Origin of the sequence: Nannocystis pusilla, from assembly GCF_020073745.1 — a bacterium.
Lineage (GTDB): Bacteria > Myxococcota_A > Polyangia > Nannocystales > Nannocystaceae > Nannocystis > Nannocystis radixulma.
The window spans coordinates 167954-186711 of record NZ_JAIRAU010000001.1 but is presented as its reverse complement, the minus strand read 5'-3'; the positions used below and the strand labels follow the sequence as shown (position 1 = coordinate 186711).

14 protein-coding genes are annotated in these 18758 nt (G+C 72.6%); 7 read left to right on the top strand and 7 right to left on the bottom strand.

Annotated features, from left to right (window positions below):
* Positions 1–86: 86 nt before the first annotated feature.
* The 3 genes from K7C98_RS00765 to K7C98_RS00755 all read right to left on the bottom strand — a co-directional run bounded on the left by K7C98_RS00765 (position 87) and on the right by K7C98_RS00755 (position 3171).
* A complete protein-coding gene (locus K7C98_RS00765; RefSeq protein WP_224189533.1) occupies positions 87–602 on the bottom strand; it encodes a hypothetical protein in 516 nt (171 codons plus the stop codon).
* A 168-nt stretch (positions 603–770) separates the two neighbouring features.
* Entirely contained in the window at positions 771–1808 is a 1038-nt protein-coding gene (locus tag K7C98_RS00760) for a Vgb family protein (protein ID WP_224189532.1), read from the bottom strand.
* 118 nt (positions 1809–1926) lie between these two features.
* Positions 1927–3171 (bottom strand): WD40/YVTN/BNR-like repeat-containing protein, encoded by a 1245-nt coding sequence (locus tag K7C98_RS00755; RefSeq protein WP_224189531.1) that lies wholly within the window; start codon positions 3169–3171, stop codon positions 1927–1929.
* 150 nt (positions 3172–3321) lie between these two features.
* Here K7C98_RS00755 and K7C98_RS00750 point away from each other — a divergent pair, with 150 nt between their 5' ends.
* Both K7C98_RS00750 and K7C98_RS00745 read left to right on the top strand, forming a co-directional pair.
* Positions 3322–5058, top strand: a complete 1737-nt coding sequence (locus K7C98_RS00750) for a DUF1592 domain-containing protein (protein ID WP_224189530.1) — start codon at positions 3322–3324, stop codon at positions 5056–5058.
* Positions 5055–6476, top strand: coding sequence for a DUF1552 domain-containing protein (locus K7C98_RS00745; RefSeq protein ID WP_224189529.1), 1422 nt, complete (start codon positions 5055–5057; stop codon positions 6474–6476). The genes K7C98_RS00750 and K7C98_RS00745 overlap by 4 nt, the downstream gene beginning before the upstream one ends.
* A 30-nt stretch (positions 6477–6506) precedes the next feature.
* Here K7C98_RS00745 and K7C98_RS00740 read toward each other — a convergent pair whose 3' ends face one another.
* Positions 6507–7292 carry an NAD-dependent deacylase gene (locus K7C98_RS00740; protein ID WP_224189528.1) on the bottom strand — a complete coding sequence of 262 codons (786 nt, stop codon included), beginning with the start codon at positions 7290–7292 and terminating at the stop codon, positions 6507–6509.
* Positions 7293–7491: 199 nt separating this feature from the next.
* On the opposite strand from K7C98_RS00740, the gene K7C98_RS00735 reads away from it, so the two are divergent.
* Complete coding sequence (locus tag K7C98_RS00735) at positions 7492–8373, top strand: DUF4215 domain-containing protein (protein WP_224189527.1); 882 nt, start codon at positions 7492–7494, stop codon at positions 8371–8373.
* 3 nt (positions 8374–8376) lie between these two features.
* Positions 8377–9477 carry a hypothetical protein gene (locus tag K7C98_RS00730; RefSeq protein ID WP_224189526.1) on the top strand — a complete coding sequence of 367 codons (1101 nt, stop codon included), beginning with the start codon at positions 8377–8379 and terminating at the stop codon, positions 9475–9477.
* A gap of 30 nt (positions 9478–9507) precedes the next feature.
* On the opposite strand, the gene K7C98_RS00725 is transcribed toward K7C98_RS00730, so the two are convergent.
* The gene (locus tag K7C98_RS00725; protein WP_224189525.1) at positions 9508–11331 is read right to left on the bottom strand and encodes a histone deacetylase family protein; all 1824 of its coding nucleotides are present in this window, start codon (positions 11329–11331) and stop codon (positions 9508–9510) included.
* Positions 11332–11407: 76 nt separating this feature from the next.
* On the opposite strand from K7C98_RS00725, the gene K7C98_RS00720 reads away from it, so the two are divergent.
* The 3 genes from K7C98_RS00720 to K7C98_RS00710 are packed head-to-tail and all read left to right on the top strand — an operon-like array spanning position 11408 to position 16580.
* Positions 11408–12091: a hypothetical protein gene (locus K7C98_RS00720; RefSeq protein WP_224189524.1), complete on the top strand. Its 684-nt coding sequence runs from the start codon at positions 11408–11410 to the stop codon at positions 12089–12091.
* 32 nt (positions 12092–12123) lie between these two features.
* Positions 12124–15723, top strand: coding sequence for a hydantoinase B/oxoprolinase family protein (locus tag K7C98_RS00715; RefSeq protein WP_224189523.1), 3600 nt, complete (start codon positions 12124–12126; stop codon positions 15721–15723).
* A complete protein-coding gene (locus K7C98_RS00710) occupies positions 15708–16580 on the top strand; it encodes a prolipoprotein diacylglyceryl transferase (protein ID WP_224189522.1) in 873 nt (290 codons plus the stop codon). Before K7C98_RS00715 ends, K7C98_RS00710 begins: the two co-directional genes overlap by 16 nt.
* 84 nt (positions 16581–16664) lie before the next feature.
* On the opposite strand, the gene K7C98_RS00705 is transcribed toward K7C98_RS00710, so the two are convergent.
* Positions 16665–17843: a TolB family protein gene (locus K7C98_RS00705; protein WP_224189521.1), complete on the bottom strand. Its 1179-nt coding sequence runs from the start codon at positions 17841–17843 to the stop codon at positions 16665–16667.
* A gap of 369 nt (positions 17844–18212) precedes the next feature.
* Positions 18213–18692 (bottom strand): DUF4112 domain-containing protein, encoded by a 480-nt coding sequence (locus K7C98_RS00700; RefSeq protein ID WP_224189520.1) that lies wholly within the window; start codon positions 18690–18692, stop codon positions 18213–18215.
* Positions 18693–18758: the final 66 nt, after the last annotated feature.

Genomic DNA, 18758 nt, shown 5'->3' with positions numbered 1-18758 from the left:
GCGCCGTCACGGCCTCGTGCCCGAGGGCGCGGGCGCACGCTCGCCCTGCCACCATGGACCGGGCTCGGTCGCTCGTTGCGGCGGCGTCAGGGCCGCCGACGCCGCAGCAACGTGAATGCCAGCACCAGCCAGACCGCGCCGAGCCCCGCATCGCCGACCGCGCACGAATTCGTGGTCGACCTCGGCGGCTCCGGCGGCAGCGTCGCCGGCCCGCCTGCCGGTGACGGCGGCGCGCTCGCCGGCTCGGCCTCGGCCCCGGGCACCTCCACCGAGTCGGGCACGTCCTTCACAGGTCGCCCCGGCATGGCCCAGCTCCCGGTCGCGCCCAGCGGGCAGAACACCTCCGTCCCGCCGGAAGGACCGCCGTATCGACAACGCCGCTCCCAGCCCTTCTTCCTGGCCTCGGCCCGGCAATCCGCGCCGACGGCGATCCGGTCGAGGGACCCGTACTCACAGACCACGCCGGTCGGACACTGCTCCTCGAGCGTGCAGTGCAGATCGATCCGGTCGGGCAGCGAAATGATGACGTCGGCCCGTGCCGCGCCCGGAGTGAATGCGATCACCGCGACGGCGAGGCCGGATGCGAGGACGCGCCTGTGCATACCCGCCAGCATACCGAATCGGGTCGCCCGGCGATGGTGAGTCGCACGCCGCGAACGCCTCGGCGTGCGCCCGATCGGGTCATCCCCTGCCTCCCGCGCGAGCTCCGGGCGCCTCCGTCAGCGACATGTCTCCAGGGACATGCGCCGGCGATCGTCGCGCGCCGCCCATCATCCGCCCGGTCGCACGATCATGTGCGTCGGCGCCTGCAGCCCGCCGGCCAGGCCGACGCGGGTGCCGAGGTGTTCGCCGGTGTCGACGGCGAACGCCTCGATCGTCTTGCCGCCGAGGCTCACCACCAGCAGCGCGCCGTCGGCCGTCCGCGCCATCCCGCTCGGCTCGGTCAGCAGCCCGCTCGCCTGCGTGATCAGCGTGTCGACGTAATCACCGGTGTCGGCGTCGAAGCGGACCACCTCGCCGCTGCCCTCCGACGTCACCAGCAGGTGGTCGCCGACGAACAGCAGCGTGCGCGGCCTCGCCAGCGAGCCGTCGGCCGGCGTGAACGCCCCCAGCGGCTCGCCGGTCACGCCGTCGTAGCGCAGCACCTCGTCGCTGTAGTAGCTCTGCACGTACAGCGCCCCGTCGGGCCCGAACACCATCCCCGCGTCCGGCCCGTCGAGCCCGCCCTCGCCGCTCGCCACGAACACGTCGACGAACGCCCCGGTCTCGCCGTCGTAGCGGAGGATCGCGTCGCTGTCGAAGCTCGACACGTACAGCAGCCCGTCGGCCCCGAACAGCAGCGCGCCCGGGCCCGAGAGCCCGCCGGTCTCGTCGTCGGGCGTGTCCGCGTCGTCGCCGACGAACACGTCGACGAAATTGCCGTCGGCGTCGAAGCGCAGCACCTTGTTCGCCTCCTCGCTGGCCACGAAGACATGTCCTTCCGGACCGACGACGAGCCCGAGCGCGCCGTCCAGCTCCGGCGCCCGCGCCCACGCCCCGAGCAGCTCGCCCGTGGCCGCGTCGTAGCGGCGCACGTCGTCGCCGACGAAGTCGGCCACGAGGATGTCTTCGAGGACAGGCACCCCCGTCGTCCCGTCGGTGCCCGTCGGCGTCCCGGTCGTCGTCGTCGCCTCGCCGGTGCCGTCGGTCGTCGCCGTCACCGCCGTCCCGCCCGTCGCCGCCTCGGTCTCAATATTCGTCGGACTCCCACCATTGCAGGCGATGATCGCCGCCAGCACGCTGCCGAGACAGCACACGCCGATACGCATGGCTCGCTCGGACCCGGGCGACCGCGACGCGGTTTCGCCGCTCCCTGCAAGCGCCGCGATCCCGCCAGGCTCGCCCCGCGCACGCGGTTCGCGGCGCACCTCTCTGTTTGCGGCCCCGCTATTCAGCCGGGCAGCCGGCCCCCGGCGCGACCTCGCCGTGGGCCATGAAATAGATCGGGTGGCTGCCGGCGAAGGCGCCGTCCGGCAGCACCTCCCAGTTCACCCCGTCTTCGCTGCGGAAGAACCTCTGCTTCTCGTACCACACCATCCAGCCGGCGTTCGCCGCCACGAACGTGCCCTCCGGGCTGCGGGCGATCGGCCCGATCGACGCGTCGGCCGGCGTGATCGGCTCGCTCTGCCAGCTCGCCCCGTCGGCGCTGCGGTGCAGCGTCGAGCCCTCGTAGACGAAGAACTCCGAGCCGGTCCAGATCGGCGGCGACGACAGGTCGGCCGACACCGGCACGTACTCCCACGTGTCACCGCCGTCGCTCGTGCGGCAGACGTGGCCGTTGCCGCTGGCGATCACGCCGACACCTGACCCGTAGGCCATGCCGATCACGTGGCCGCCGCACTGCGGCGGCCGCGTCGTCGCCGGCGCCCACGTGATCCCGTCGGGGCTGCGGACGATGTCCCGCGTCTCCCCGCTCTCGCCGGTGACCACGAACCACCCGGCCTCGTGCGGGAAGAACTCGATCGCGCGGGTGTTGATGTCGATCCCGAGCGGGCCGCCGGGGCTCCACGTCTTGCCGAGGTCGTCGGAGATCTGCGTCGTCGAATTGTTGGCGACGAAGCGCCCGTTGCCGAACGCGACGTCGGCGAACGTCGGCGTGTCCATGAGCACGGTCTCGAACATCGCCGCGTCTTCGCTGCGCACCACCGAGCCGGGCGCGCCCCAGCCCCACGTCAGCACGAAGGTCTGCTCGCCGTGGGCGATCCCCCGCCCCGCGAACGCGTCGTGGTCACAGTCGAGGGCGTCCTCGAAGCAGCGCACGCTGTCGTCCTCGGACTTGTCGTGAATCCACGTGTGCCCGTCGTCGCACGAGATCGTCGTGCGGCCGTAGTGACCCTGGGCGATGAACACCGGCACCGCCGTCACCGGCGGCGGTCCGGTCGTCGTCGTCGTCGACGTCGGCTCGTCCGTCGTCCCCGTCGGCGCCTCCGTGGTCCCGCTCGTCGTCGTGATCGTCGTCGTCTCGATCGACATCGTCGTCGTGACCGTCGGCGACGTCGTCGTCGCCTCTGCCGAAGTCCCGCTCGACGTCGTCGCCGCCGTCTCGCTCTCGCCGGCGTCGACGCCGGCCGTGTCCTTGCCCGCGCCCTGACACGCGACGACCAGCGCCGCCCCTATCCACATCTGCCGCACCGCGCCACGGTAGCGAGGTCGCAGCGCACCTCGCAAGATGTCACGAGCCCCCACGCGCGCGCTCGCATCGCGCGTGTGCGCGCGTTTGACAGCATGCACACGCTCCTGTAGCTGTGTTCGACGCGTGATACGAGGACGGGAGGAGTGGCGATGATCGACAGGAGACAGGCACGAGCGTGGATGCTCGGTGGCGCGGTGGTCCTGGCGTGCAACGGCGGAGGCGGCGGCAACGGCACCGACGAGCCCACCGCGACCGCGGGGCCGAGCACCGACGGCGACACCGATGCGACCACCGTGCCGACCACGAGCGAGGGCACCGGCGTCGACCCGACCGAGGGCGAGCCCGCCGAGTGCGGCGCCCCGCTCGACCCCGGTCCGGCGCCGCTGCGCCGGCTCACGCACACGCAGTACAACAACACCGTCCGCGACCTCTTCCCCGGCGTGACGCTGCCGCCGCAGACGATCGCCGTCGATCCGAAGGTCAACGGCTTCGAGAACAACGCCGACGTCCAGACCCCCTCGGCCCTGCTCGTCGAGCAGTACCAGCGCGCCGCGCTGGCCGTCACCGAGGCCGCGTGGGCCGCCCCCGAGGCGTTCCTCCCGTGCGCGGCCGACGGCGGCGGCGAGCCGCAGCAGTGCGGCCACACCTTCCTCCTCGACTTCGGCGCGCGCGCCTTCCGGCGCCCGCTCACCGCCGACGAGGAGGCCGCGTTCCTCGGCTTCTTCGACCAGCAGCTCGCCGAGACCAACTTCAGCGTCGCCCTCCAGCTCACCACCCAGGCGCTGCTGCAGTCGCCGGCCTTCCTCTACTTCCTCGAGTTCGGCGGCCAGCCGGTCGAGGGCGGCGCCGCGGTCGCGCTGAGCGGCCACGAGCTCGCCTCGCGCCTCAGCTACTTCCTGTGGGACAGCATGCCCGACGCGCAGCTGTTCGCCGCCGCGGCCGCCGGCGACCTCGACACCGTCGAGGGCCTCGTCGCCGAGGCCACGCGCATGCTCGAGGACGGCAAGGCCCGCGGCGCGCTCGTCAACTTCCACCGCCAGTGGTTCGACTTCGACGGCGTCGCGCTCATCAACCCCGACGCCGACACCTACCCGACCTACACCCCAGACCTGCGGGCCGCCATGCGCGCCGAGCTCGATCGCTTCGTCGAGGCGACCCTGTTCGAAGGGCCAGGTACCTTCGCCTCGCTGCTCACCGCCACCGAGACCGAGGTCGACGCGACCCTCGCCGCGCTCTACGGCGTCGACCCGCCGCCGCCCGGCGAGTGGGCGCCCGTCAGCCTCGACCCCGCCCAGCGCAGCGGGATCCTCACACGCGCCGGGTTCCTCGCCCGCACCGCCCACGCCGTCCACCCCTCGCCGGTCAAGCGCGGCGTGTTCGTGCTCGCGCGCCTGCTGTGCGTCCCGCCCGCGCCGCCGCCCGCCAACGTCAACACCAACCCGCCCGACGAGGGCGAGCCCGGGCAGCCGAAGACCAACCGCGAGCGCTACGCCAAGCACACCGCGCAGGCCGACTGCGCCTCGTGCCACACCACGATCGACGGCGTCGGCTTCGGCTTCGAGCACTACGACGCGCTCGGCCGCTGGCGCGACCTCGACAACGGCGAGCCGGTCGACGCGAGCGGCGAGCTGATCGGCACCGACATCGACGGCGCCTTCGACGGCGCGATCGAGCTGTCGGAGAAGCTGGCCACCAGCACGCAGGTGCACGACTGCGTGGTCTCGCAGGTATACCGCTACGCGCTCGGCCGCGGCACCGGTGCGGCCGACCTGTGCAGCCTCGACGACCTGCGGGCGCAGTTCGCCGAGGCCAGCGGAGACATGCGCGCCCTGCTCCTCGCCGTCGTCGCCAGCGACGCGTTCCGCACCCGAAAGGAGGCCCCATGACCGCCACGTACCCGCCCCGCGCGCGCATGCGCCGTCGCAGCTTCCTCGGCGGCCTCGGCCTCGGCCTCGGCGCGCTGTGCCTGCCCTCGCTCCTGCCGCGAGGCGCCCGCGCCGAGCCCCCGGGCCCGGTCAAGCGCCTGCTCGTGTTCATGACCGAGCACGGCACCGTCTATCAGAACTGGCGCATGCGCCCGGGCAACCTGCCCGAAAATACAGATTGGGAGGCGCCGCTCGGCGCGCTCGCGGAGGCCGAGTTCAGCGAGATCTTGCGCCCGTTGCACGGCTTCCGCGACCGCATGCTGGTGCTCGACGGCGTCGGCATGGCGACCGGGCACATGACCGGCATCAACGAGCACGAGGAGGGCCACGCCACCTGCCTGACCGGCACCCTCGCGCAGCCGGTCGACGGCGGCGTCGCGCTCGCGGGCGGGCCGTCGATCGACCAGATCGTCGCCGCCGCCGTCGCCGAGCCGGGCCAGATCGCCTCGCTGCAGGTGTCGCACGGCAGCTGGGCCTACAGCTACGACCCCGGCGGCAAGGCGCTGCCGTGGATCACCGACCCGTGGGAGCTCTACTCGAAGCTGTTCCCCGGCGGCCCGGTCGACCCCGACGAGCCGCCCAGCGATCTCAAGTCGATCCGCGACCGCCAGAGCAGCGTCGTCTCGCTCGTGCGCGAGCAGTACCACGCGCTCGCGCCGAAGATGTCGGGCGAGGACAAGCTCAAGGTCGAGCAGCACCGCGACCTGCTGCACGCGCTCGGCCAGCAGCTCGACAACCTGGCCAACATCGTCTGCGAGGCGCCGGCCGAGCCGGGCCAGGGCCCGGCGTGGGAGGACCCCCAGTTCTACTTCCACCGCGCGCAGATCTACACGACCCTCACCACGCTCGCGCTGTCGTGCGACATGACCCGCGTGGCCGTGCTCGCGTTCAGCGGCCTGCGCAACGAGCACGTCGCGGCGCCCCCCGGCGACCTCCACAATGATTATGCACACCAGGCCTCGACCGACCCGACGGCGATGCAGGTGATGACGAACTACCACAAGATCCACGCCGAGGACCTCAAGAACATCCTCACCGCCCTCGACGCGGTCCCGGGCGAGAACGGCACCCTGCTCGACGACACCCTGGTCGTGTGGGCCAACGAGCTGGCGACCGGCGAGCACAGCATGAATCAATGGCCGATCGTCATGACCGGCGCGACCAACCATTTCAAGACGGGGCGCTACGTCCGCTGGGCGCAGAACAATATTATCAAAGGGACATGGGGCGACGAGCCGCAGGGGCCGCCGCACAACCGCCTGCTGGTGTCGATCGCCAAGGCGATGGGCGCCGACGTCGACCAGGTCGGTGAGACCAGCGTGACGCTCAAGGGCGACACGCAATTGTCGTGCACCGGCGAGCTCGACCGCTTGACGTGAACATCCGGCCCGAGCGTGGCGGCCCGGCCGTCAGGCCCGCGCCGCCGTGAATCGCTGCCACAGGGCCTCGAGCGCGACGGCGGCGCGGGCGCGCAGGCGATGGTCGACGAACCGCGAGACCTCGCTGTCGCCGGGGTTGATCTCGACGGTCGGGATCCCCTGCTCGTGCGCCTCGATCACCGGCGCGGCGATGTACGGGAACACGCTCGTGGTGCCGATCGACACCACGAGGTCGAAGCCGGCCCGGGTCTCGCGCTCGTACGCCTCGGTCGCGTCGGGCGGCAGGAGCTCGCCGAACAGCACGACCTCGGGGCGCAGGACGTGGCCGCAGGCCGGGCACATCGGCGGGAGCGACACGACCTGGTAGTCGCTGACGGTCTCGCGGCGCGAGCAGCGGGTGCAGACGATGCTGCGCGCATTTCCGTGGATCTCGATCACCTGCCGCGAACCGGCGTCGCGGTGAAAGCCGTCGACGTTCTGCGTGAGCACCCAGGCGCCCGCGATCTCGCGCTCGAACGCGGCGAGGATCTCGTGACCCCGGTTGTGCCGCGCGCCGGTGCAGGCGGCCCCGATCTGGGCCATGTACTTCCAGCACACCTCCGGGCGCGACTGCAGCATCTGCCCCGACAGCGCGACCTCGATCGGGAAGCCCTCGTCGGTGTCCTTGCGGTCATAGAGACCGCCGATCCCGCGGTAGGTCGGCAGGCCCGAATCCGCCGACATTCCGGCGCCGGTGATGAACAGGATCCGCCTCGCGGTCTGGAGCAGCGCGGCGACGGCGTCGACGGTGGCGGCGGGAAGGTCGTCTTGCAGCATTTTTTTCAGAAGGAAGAGTACGTGAATTTGCTGTCGACTACGGCCTTGCTCGGTGACGCGAGGACCGCTGTCTCCACGGACTCGTGGCGCTGCGATCTTGTTGGCGCTCGCCGGCGTACTCGCGCGAGCGAGCCTGCGAGATCGCCCTGCGCGCTCGTGGCTGTTGACACGCTCCCGACGATCATGAGACCGTCGCGCGATGTCGCGCATCCTTCTGCTTCTGCCCTCCACGCTGCTCGTGGTCGGCTGCGTGGCGCCTGGCCTGAAGTACATCGATCCGCCGCCGGTGACGATGACGACCGGCGACTCGAGCACGGGCGACGACGGGTCGACCACGATCATGACCACGACCGAGAGCTCGGCCGGCGAGGATACCGGTTCCGGTGATGGCGCGAGCGACGGACCGCAGTCGAGCACGACGGGCACCGGCACGAGCTCCGGCGGCGTCGACACGACCACGACCGGCACGACCGGGGCCGCCGACCCGGTGTGCGGCGACGGCATCGTCGAGGGCGACGAGGAGTGCGACGACGCCAACGACGTCGCCGACGATCGCTGCGACGACTGCACCAAGAACCGGTGGATCTTCGCCACCGCCGCGTTCCACAACAACGGCGACATCGGCGGTCTCGAGGGCGCCGACAGCCGGTGCCGCCAGTACGCCCTGCAGAGCGGCAAGGCCGACGACACCTGGAAGTCCTTCATCGCCTGGCTGTCCGACGCCGACCACGACGTCCGCGATCGCCTCTACCCCGGGCGGGGCCGCTACGTCCGCACCGACGGCGTGGTCGTCGTCGAGACCTTCGAGCAGTTCTTCTCGGGCTCCCTCGCGGCGCCGATCAACGTCGACGAGCACGGCAACCAGGACATCGGCGGCGGCGTCCTCACCGGAACCCGGCCCGACGGCACCGCCGCGCCCGGCACCCACTGCGACAACTGGACCACCAGCGCGCTCTCCGATCATTCGGCGTACAAGGGCAACGTGTCGTCGATCACCGAGACCTGGACGATGTTCCCCGACGACCCGCCCTTGCCCTGTACGGCCCTCAGCGCGCGGCTCTACTGCATCGAGGGGGAGTGAACCATGGCGCGCAGGACGTACTGTACCGGTCTTCTCTTCCTGTCCCTCGGGACAGCTTGTACGGACGACCCGCTGGTCTCCACGCCGGCGTCGGACAGCCAGGACATGAGCGGCGGGCCCACGTCCTTCGACCCGCCTCCGACCGCGACCACCGGGGACGAGCCCACGACCTCCGAGCCGGGCACCACGAGCGGGCCGTCGACCACCGAGGCCTCGACGACCTCCGAGGCGCCCGTCTGCGGCGACGACATCGCCGAGGGCGCCGAGGAGTGCGACTTCGGCAAGGCCAACGCCGACGACGGCGGCTGCACCATCGAGTGCAAGCTCGCCACCTGCGGCGACGGTCTGGTGTGGAAGGGCGTCGAGCAGTGCGACATGGGCTCCGCCAACAGCAACGACTACGGCGGCTGTCGGCCCGACACCTGCCACTGGGCCGCGCGCTGCGGCGACGGCATCCTCGACCCGGACCACGAGACCTGCGATCGCGGAGAGCTCAACGGCACCGGCGTCACGGACGACGAGCTCGCGCCGTGCGACCTCTCGTGCGGCTTCTACGGGCGGCTGCTCTTCGTCACCGCGGCGAAGTTCGCCGGCAACCTCGGCGGCGTGTCCGGGGCCGACCTCAAGTGCCGCGCCGCCGCTTCTCAGGCGGGCCTGACGAACGCCAACGCCTACCGCGCGTGGATCAGCGACGACTTCCAGTCGCCCGCGACGCGCTTCGAGCAGTGGGAGCTGGCGGTCCCGCTGATTCTCCCGGGTGGCCTGGTCGTCGCCGACGATCTCCTCGACCTCGTCGACAACGGCCCCCACACGGGGATCTCCCGCACGGAAACGGGAGACGTCGTTCACCAGGAGCTGGTCTGGACCAACACCTCGGCGTTCGGCGAGATCTTCAGCGTCACCGACCATTGTGACGCCTGGCTGTCCGCGAGCGACGCGCTGGAGGCTCGCCAGGGGTTGAACGCCTTGGCTGTCGAGGACGGGCCCGACTGGGACATCTGGCGGGATGAACGCTGGTGGACCAGTTACCTGAACTTGCGATGCCACGAAGTGGCCCACCTCTACTGCATCGACGACGGCTTCGTGCTCGCAGAAGAGCGCTGAAGCGGGCGCGCCCGGACAGCGCCGACGCCGTCAGCGCGGCGACGACAGCTGGAAGCGGTACTCGTCGGCGACCTCGTCGATCGCCTTCAAATAATTCTCGGGGTCGAGCTCGGCCTTGAGCTCGTCGGAGATCGGGAAGACCATCGGGGCAGGTTCGTAAGAACATGTCTCTCCGGTCTTGTGATTGACGACGCGGCCCTCGGCCAGCGCGCGCGCGGCCTCGACCAGGCTCGCGCCGGGCAGCGCCTCGCGGATCGCCCGCATGCGCGCGGCGGCGCGGGGGTCGACGAAGCGCAGGCGCTTCTGCCACTGCACCGCGAGGTGGTACTGCGACGGCGTGACCACCAGCCCGGCCAGGCCGACGCGCTCGCAGGCGATGATGAGGAGGGCCACGACCTCCTCGAACAGGCCGAGGCCGGGGTGGCGCTGGCCGGGCAGCTGCGGCTTGTCGGCCGAGAATTGCTCGCGCGGGTTCTGCAGCAGCAACCAGTCGACGGACAGCAGCTCGAAGCCGGGGATCGTGCGGCGGTCGCGGTGCACCACCAGCTCGAACAGCAACTCCTTGTGGTCGGGGTCGCCGAAGATCTTGAGGATGTGCCGCTGCGGGTCGACGAGGTTGAACTCGAGCGACGGCTGGAAGCCCTTGGCGCGCACGCGCCCGAGCAGGCCGTGGCGCTCGAGCGCCAGCTCGAGGCCCTGGCGCGAGTAGTAGCCGAGGAAGCGCGGCTCGCGGGCCGTCGCCGCCAGGCTCGGCACCAGGTCCTCGAGCGTGAGGCCGAGGTCGTCGCCCTCGCCGGTGAGGTCGGCCGGCTTGAGCAGCGCCGCGTAGTGACGCGCGCGCATCAGCGACAGCTCGTCGTTGTCGGGCGGCTCGAACCCGCGGTGGCCGCTCTGCAGCCAGGCGAAGCTGCGCGCGCTGTGCTGCCAGGTCGTCGGCCCGTAGCCGCCGGCCAGGCACACCACCACCGCGGCGTCGGGCGCGAACTCGCGGATCGCCTCGAACACGGCGATGTCGCGCTCGAGCATGCCCTCCGCGCTGATCTGCCACACGCCGACCTTGTCGCCGACGGCCGGGTCGGTGCCGGCGAGGAAGTAGATCAGGCGCGGCCGGTGCTGCCGCAGCGCCTCGGTGAGGTGGAGCTGCACCGTCTCGAGGTAGAGCGTGTCGCCGACGACGTCGCCGAGCGCCACGCTGGTCGAGGCGACCGCGTCGGTGCTGCCCCAGTGGTGGTTGTGGATCGACAGGGTGAAGACGGTGGGGTCGTCGGCGAACAGGGCGCGGGTGCCGTCGCCGTCGTGCTGGTCGAGGTCGACGACGAGGACGCGCTCGTGGAAGCCGAGCGCGCGCTGCTCGGCGATCGCCACGGCGACGTCGTGGAACACGCAGAAGCCGCGACCGACCTCGCGGTGGGCGTGGTGGAACCCGCCGCCGAGGTTGACCCCGATCTTGCCGGTGCCGAGGGCGATGTCGGTGGCGAGCATGGTGCCGCCGGTCATGGCCCGCTGGAGGTCGAGGATCCGCGCCGTGTCGACCTCGCCGACGCCGAGCCCGCCGAGGATGTCGGCCATCACCTCCGGGCGCTGGCAGGCGTCGAGGTAGGCGTCGGCGTGGACGCGGCGGATCGCGTGGTACGTGGCCAGCGGGGGCCGCCGCACCTGCTCGAAGGTGACGAGGCCCTCGGCCGCCAGCGCGGTGAGGATCCGTTCGCCGCGCACCTCGTCGACCGCGGAGCCCGGCCACGAACACTCGTAATGCGGCCCGTAGACGAAGGTCAGCGGCGGCGGCCGCAGGCGCGCGAACATCTGATTGGCGCGACGCCGCAGCTGACGAAAGATCTTGTCGCCGGTCGTCATCGCCGTTGTGCGGCATGGTTGGCACGTCCCCCGTGGTTTGGCAACGCTCGCCCGCTTCGCTACGATCGCCGGCCGCATGCCTGCCATGCTCCGCTGGTCCCACGCCGTGGTCGTCGCCGGCCTCGCCTGGACTTTTGGGACAGGTTGTGCTGCGCCGCGGGACGCGACCATCGTCCGCGAGCTGCCGTCCGTCGACTGGCTCGCCGCCCGCGTCGACGAGCTGGCCCGGGCCGACCTGCTGCGCGGCGCGCCGCCGCTGGCCCAGGCCAGGCTGGGGTCCCTCGACACCGAGCTGCGCGTGTGGATCCGGACCCCTGCGAGGCGCGCGCTGGTCGAGCTGCGCAGCGGCGCCGAGGGCGTCACCGGCGAGACGTGGGTGTTCTGGTCGGCGCCCTCGCAGGAGGAAGACGACGGGGTGTTCGCCGAGTACCGCGACTGGATCGACTGCATCGACCGGCGCAGCGGACACGGCCTCGGCATGTGTCGGCCCAGGCCGCGGCAGCCGGTCGACTGGGCGCTGGTCGAGGCCAAGCTGAAGCCGGCGTGGAAGCTGCCCGATCAGGCGAAATTTGCGCCTCCGGGCGAGATCGACGGTCAACTGATGATCATCGAGCGACGCGACGGCAGCCGCGGCGAGGTCGTCCACTGGGACATCGCCGTCCCCCTCACCACCGACCCCGGGCGCAAGGAGTCGGCCATGGCCGAGGAGATCTGGGAGGCGCTGTGGGACACCCTCGGCCTGGCCGAGCCGCCGACGTGAGCGCCGGCGCGGCGACGTGGTAAGGAAGCGCGATGCGCGAGGAACTGTGGGAGTTCTGGATCGATCGCGGCGGCACGTTCACCGACTGCGTCGGCCGCGTGCCGGGGACCGGCCACCTGCGCGCGATCAAGGTGCTGTCGACCGACGACGCGCCGCTGCGGGCGATCCGCGCGCTGCTCGGGCTGGCCGACGACGCCGCCATCCCGCGCTGCCGGATCCGCCTCGGCACCACCGTCGCCACCAACGCCCTCCTCGAGCGCAAGGGCGCCCCCACCGCGCTGCTCATCACCCGCGGCTTCGCCGACCTGCTCGAGATCGGCGACCAGGCGCGACCCGACCTGTTCGCGCTGGCGATCCACAAGCCGACGCCGCTGACCTCCGCGGTGCTCGAGGTCGACGCCCGCCGGGCCGCGAGCGGTGAGGTGCTCGTGTCCCCGGAGACAGGTGCGCTCGAACATGCCCTGAAGGCCATCCACGCCGAGGGCCTGCGCAGCGCCGCGGTGGCGGTGATCCACGACCACCGCGACGGCGGGCTCGAGCGCATCGTCGGCGCCGCGGCGCGGGCGGCCGGGTTCGAGGAGGTGGTGCTGTCGCACGAGGTCGCGCCGGCGCAGGGGCTGCTGGCGCGGGCGGAGACCGCCGTGGTCGACGCGTACCTCACGCCGCTGCTGCGGGAGTACGTCCGCGGGCTGCGGGCGCGCCTCGGGTCGGCGGAGCTGCAGCTGATGCAGTCGAGCGGCGACCTGTGCGCGGCCGAGCGGTTCCGCGGGCGCGACGCGGTGCTCTCGGGGCCGGCCGGCGGGGCGGTGGCGTGCGCCGCGATCGCCACGCGGCTCGGGCTGGCGCAGGTGATCGGCCTCGACATGGGCGGGACCTCGACCGACGTGGTGCGCTGGGGCGGGGAGCTCGAGCGCAGCTACGAGACGCGGGTCGCGGGGGTCCGGCTGCGCACGCCGATGCTGGCGGTCCACACGATCGCGGCCGGCGGCGGATCGATCTGCAGGTACCGCGATCGCAAGCTGTCCGTCGGGCCAGACAGCGCCGGCGCCGACCCCGGGCCGATGTGCTACGGCCGGCCGCAGGCGCAGGCGCTGACGCTGACCGACGTCGACCTCGTGCTCGGGCGCCTGCACCCGGCCCGCTTCCCGTTCGCGCTCGACCGCGAGCGCTCGTTCGCCGGGCTCGAGGCGCTGACCGAGGAGGTCAACGCCGGCGGGGCCTCGATGTCGCCGCTGCAGGTCGCCGAGGGCCTGCGGCAGATCGCCGACGAGCGGATGGCCGCGGCGATCCGCGACGTCACGGTGCGCCGCGGCCACGACGTCCGCGAGCACGCGCTGATCGTGTTCGGCGGGGCCGGCGGGCAGCACGCGTGCGCGGTGGCGCGGGCGCTGCAGATCCGCACGCTCGTGTTCCACCCGCTCGCCGGGGTGCTGTCGGCCGTCGGCATCGGCGCGGCCCGCCCGGGCTGGCACGGCCAGGCCGACGTCGGCGGGATCGAGCTCGGCGAATCACTGGACCTTCGGGACATGTTCGAAAGGCTAGAGCGCGAGGGCCAGGCGGCGCTGGCGGCCGAGGGCGGGCCCGGAGCCTCGGCGGTGCGGCGGGTCGACCTGCGCTACCACGGCACCCACGTGGCGCTGACGATCGCGTGGGCGGGCGAGGGCCTGCGCGAGGCGTTCGAGCGGGCGCACGCGCGCGAGTTCGGCTACGCCCGCCCGGGCCACCCGATCGAGGTCGTCAGCGCGCGGGTCGAGCTGCTGGTGAGCGACGAGGCGACCTCCGGCGCGCCGCTCGAAGAGACAGGTCGATCGCAGCTGCCTGACCGATCGGACATGTGGGTCGAGGGCGGGTGGAGGCTGGTGCCGACGCTGCGGCGCGAGGCGATCGCGGCCGGGCAGGCGATCGCCGGCCCGGCGCTGATCCTCGACGCCACGGCGACGATCGTGCTCGAGCCGGGCTTCGTCGCCGAGCTGGCGGCCGATGGCTGCCTGGTGGCGCGCGACGTGACCGGCGGCGCGGCCGTGGCGGCCGGCGCGGTCGACCCGGTCAGCCTCGAGATCATGAGCGCGCGGATCTCCGGCATCGCCCGCCACATGGGCGTCGTGCTGCAGCGGACCGCGCTGTCGACCAACATCCGCGAGCGGCTCGACTTCTCGTGCGCCGTGTTCGACGCCGAGGGCGGGCTGGTGGCCAACGCGCCGCACATCCCGGTCCACCTCGGGGCGATGAGCGAGTCGATCCGCGGGGTGCTGGCGGCGCACCCGTCGCCGCGGCCCGGCGACGTGTTCGTCACCAACGACCCCGCGGCCGGCGGCTCGCACCTGCCCGACATCACCGTCATCGCCCCGGTGCACGACGACGCCGGGGCGCTGTGCGGCTTCGTCGCCAACCGCGGGCACCACGCCGACGTCGGCGGCATCACGCCGGGCTCGATGCCGCCGGACGCGCGCACGCTGGCCGAGGAGGGCGTGGTGTTCCGCGCGTTCCCGGCGGTCCGCGGCGGCGCGCTCGACCGCGACGGGCTGCGGCAGATCCTGACTGGAGGGACATGGCCTGCGAGACAGCCGGCGCAGAACCTCGCCGACCTCGAGGCGCAGATCGCGGCCAACCAGGCGGGGGCGCGGCTCATGCGTGAGCTGGCGGCGAGCAGCGGCAGCGCGGCGCTGGCGACCTACCTGCGGGCGATCCAGGACGACGCGGCGGCCTGCGTGGCCGAGCTGATCGCGCGCATGCCGGCGGGCTCGCGCCGGTTCGCCGACGCGCTCGACGACGGCACGGCGATCGCGGTGGCGTTCACGGTCCGCGGCGAGCGCCTCGAGGTCGACTTCACCGGCACGGGGCCGCAATCGGCGAGCAACGCGAACGCGCCGCGGGCGGTGACGGTGTCGGCGCTGCTGTACGTGCTGCGCGTGCTGGCGGGGCGGGCGATCCCCCTGGCGTCGGGCTGCCTGCGGCAGGTCGACGTGGTCCTGCCGCCGGGGACGATCCTGTCCCCGGGGCCAGGTGCGGCGGTGGCCTCGGGCAACGTCGAGACGGCCCAGCGCGTGGTCGACGTGCTGCTCGGCGCGCTGGCGGCCGCGGCCGCGAGCCAGGGCACGATGAACAACCTCTGCTTCGGCGACGCGGGCTTTGGTTACTATGAGACGATCGGTGGCGGGAGCGGCGCAATCGCCGGTGAAGCCGGCGCGTCCGGGGTGCACACGCACATGACGAACACGCGGATCACCGACCCCGAGGTGCTCGAGGCGCGATTTCCGGTGCGCGTGCATCGGTTCGCGCTGCGCCGCGGCTCCGGCGGGGCGGGGCGCTGGCGCGGGGGCGACGGGCTCGTGCGCGAACTCGAATTCCTGCGCGACGGGATCGAAGTCTCGATCGTCGCGGAGCGGCGTACGCGGGCCCCGTTCGGGCTCGCAGGCGGGTCTCCGGGGGCGTGCGGGCGCAACCTCCTGGACGGGGTGGAGCTGCCCGGACGGGCGCGGACGACGGTGGGCGCGGGGCAGCGGCTGACCGTCGAGACGCCCGGCGGCGGAGGTTACGGCGCGCCGGACAGCGGCCCCCGGGGCGCGCTGAACCCGGGGTTTTGCAGGGCCGGGGGGGTTACGCTACCTTGCGGCCGATGCTCGAAGCACTGATCCCGTACATCCGGCCGCCCGAGAAGCTGATCGCCGATCTTCCCGTCATCGGGCCGCTCAAGCTGCAGGTGTTCGGGCCGCTGGTCGCTCTCGGGGTCATCCTCGGGTACCAGCGCTGCCTCCAGTTCGCCAAGAAGCGCGACATGGACGAGTTCGTGGCCCGCGACCTGATGTTCTACATCCTGATCACGGGCTTCGTCATCTCGCACTGGGTCTCGGTGCTGTTCTACTTCCCCGAGGACGTGGCGCGGAACCCCGCGGTGCTGCTGATGATCTGGAACGGCCTGTCGAGCGTCGGCGGGTTCTTCGGCGCGCTGGTCGGGTTCTTCTGGTACCTGCGCAAGATGAAGCAGCCGTACCTGATCTGGGCCGACATGCTGGTGTTCGGCCTGCTCGTCGGCTTCACCCTCGGCCGCCTCGGCTGCGCGTTGGTCCACGACCACCCCGGCGCCATCACCGACCCGTCGCACCCGCTCGCGGTCGGCCCGTGGCCCGGCGGCGAGTACCGCTTCGACAACGGCCTGCTCGAGTTCATGTACCTGGTGCCGATCGTGCTGTTCGTGCACTTCGTGTTCAACTGGGCCAAGTCGGCCCCGGGCCGGATCGCCGGGCTCGTGTGCCTGCTCTACGCCCCGTTCCGCTTCGCGCTCGACTTCATGCGCGAGAAGGACAAGACCTACCTCGGCCTGACCACCGCCCACTACGCGACGATGGTGCTCCTGGCCATCGGCGTGTACCTGCTGTTCATCCGCAAGCCGCGCGAGGCCGACTTCGCCTACGCCAGGGACAGCGAGCGCATCGCCAAGGAGCGCGCCGAGGCCGAGAAGAAGGCCGCGGCCGCCGCAGCCGCCACCTGACGGGTCAGGAGACGCCGAGGACATGCTCCCAGGAGCATGTCCTCGCGCTCATGTGCCTTCGGACATGCCCGAACGGACACGCCCTCAGCGCGGGCTCCAGCGGGGCAGCCAGTCCGCGCCCTTGCGCTCGGTGAGGCGGGTGACGCCGGTGCCGTCGGGGCGCATCAGGTACAGCTCGGGGTCGCCGTCGCGGTCGGAGGCGAACACCAGCAGCTCGCCGCTCGGCGCGAAGGTCGGCTCGCGGTCGGAGCTGGTGCCGGCGGTCAGCGGGACGATCGCCCCGGTCGCCAGGTCGGCGCGGCGCAGCGCGGCCTTCTGCGGGCCGGTGCGCACGCTGTAGACCAGGCCCTTGCCGTCCGGCGTGAACACCGGCTCGGCCTCGCCGGGCTCGAACGACTTGCGCGCGTCGAGGACGTCGGGGGTCAGGCGGCGCAGCTCGGTGCCGTCCGGCTTGCACACGAAGATCCGGTCGGCGCTCTCGCGGTTGCTGATGAACGCCAGCAGAGCGCCGTCCTTCGACCACACTGGGCCCCAGTCGTCGAGCTGGAAGTGGGTCAGGCGCTGCGGCTCGCTGCCGTCGGCGCGCATGACGTAGACCTCGGCGTTGCCGTCGCGGCTCGAGACGAAGGCGATCTGGCGCCCGTCGGGCGAGAACGCCGGCTCGTAGTTGCCGGCCGGGTGGTCGGTCAGACGGCGCAGCTTCGGGGCTGTCTTATCGGCCAGGCCGACAGTATAGATGTCGCGGAAGCTCGAGAAGGCGGCCTCGAACGCCAGCGTGCGGCCGTCCGGCGCCCAGTTGGGGCTGCGCACCTGCGGCGCGGCGTCGCTGCGCCACACCGGCTCGCCGAGCTCGCCCGCGGCCCCGAGCGGTCGCACCTCGATGCGCTCCTCGTGCCCGCCCTCGTGCTCGTCGACGGTGATGACCGCGATCCACTCGCCGTTCGGGGCCACCGGCCCCGGCAGCACCGACGGCGGGCCGGCACCGGCTGTCCCGGAGAGCATGGTCTTTACACCCTGTCCCGAAGGCAAGATGACTTCGATGCTGGCCCCCTCGTCGCGCTCGGCGAGGTAGTAGATCCGCCCGCCGACGGCCTCGCGCTCCTCGGCGGTCAGCGGCGGCGAAGGCGGCGCCGCGGGCTCGGCCGCGGGGGCCTCGACGGCCGGAGCCGCAGCCGGGCCCGGAGCGGCCGGGCTCGCCGGGCTCGCCGGAGCGCCGCACGCCAGCGCCAGCGCCGCGGCGCACGCGGCAGGATGAAGAAACATGGAGCGTCGATGCATCGCGGAGCCGTTCGTGGCGAGGGTGCGAGACGATCGCTCATAGCGCAGGAACGCCGCCGCCGGCAACCCGCGGAGGGCGATCTCGGTCGGATGTGCGAGGCTCGCGGGCGCGCCAGGTTGAAGGCGATGACGCGTGTTCGCTGGCGGTCCACGATCGCCGCCCTGAGCCTCGCGGCCTGCGCCGCGCACGGCCCGACGCCGACCGCGGGGACGCCCGAGGACCCCCGCCGCCGCTCGCCGAGTGGGACGGTCCGAGCATCCCCGAAGCGCTCGTGGAGAGCGGGCGGTGGCCGCGTCCGCGTACGCGAGCGGCATGCGCGAGGCGTACCGCGCGATCGACCGCGGCACTCTCGCTCACAGGCCCGCGGCGCGGAAGGCCGCGAACACGAGCCAGCCGACCAGTGCGGCCAGGCCGACCGGGACCAGCACGGCGGCCACGGCCGCGGCGACGACCAGCCGGCGGTCGACGTCGCGGCGGCGCGCGGGGTCGCGGAGGTGCCCCTCGAGCAGGTCGAGGTTGCGCCGGTTGGCCTTGAAGCCGAAGTCGAAGATGTCCCCGAGGACAGGTACGGCGCCGACCAGGGCGTCGAGCAGCACGTTGCCGGTCATGCGCGCCAGCGTGGCCGGCGAGGCGCCGAGGCCGGCCGCGCGCACGACGATCCAGCCCGACAGCACGGCGCCGATGGTGTCGCCGAGGCCGGGCGCGAGGCCCAGCAGCGGGTCGATGCCGAATCGCCACTCGGTACCGGGGACCCGCACGGCGCTGTCGAGCCAGGTGGCGACCTGGCGCACGTCGTCGGGCGCGCGCGGCGAGGACGGACGCTCGGCAGGCATGCCGGCAATGTGCGTCGTGAAGCCGCCGGAGGCAACGCGCGGCCCCGCCGCTGCGGGGCCGCGCCG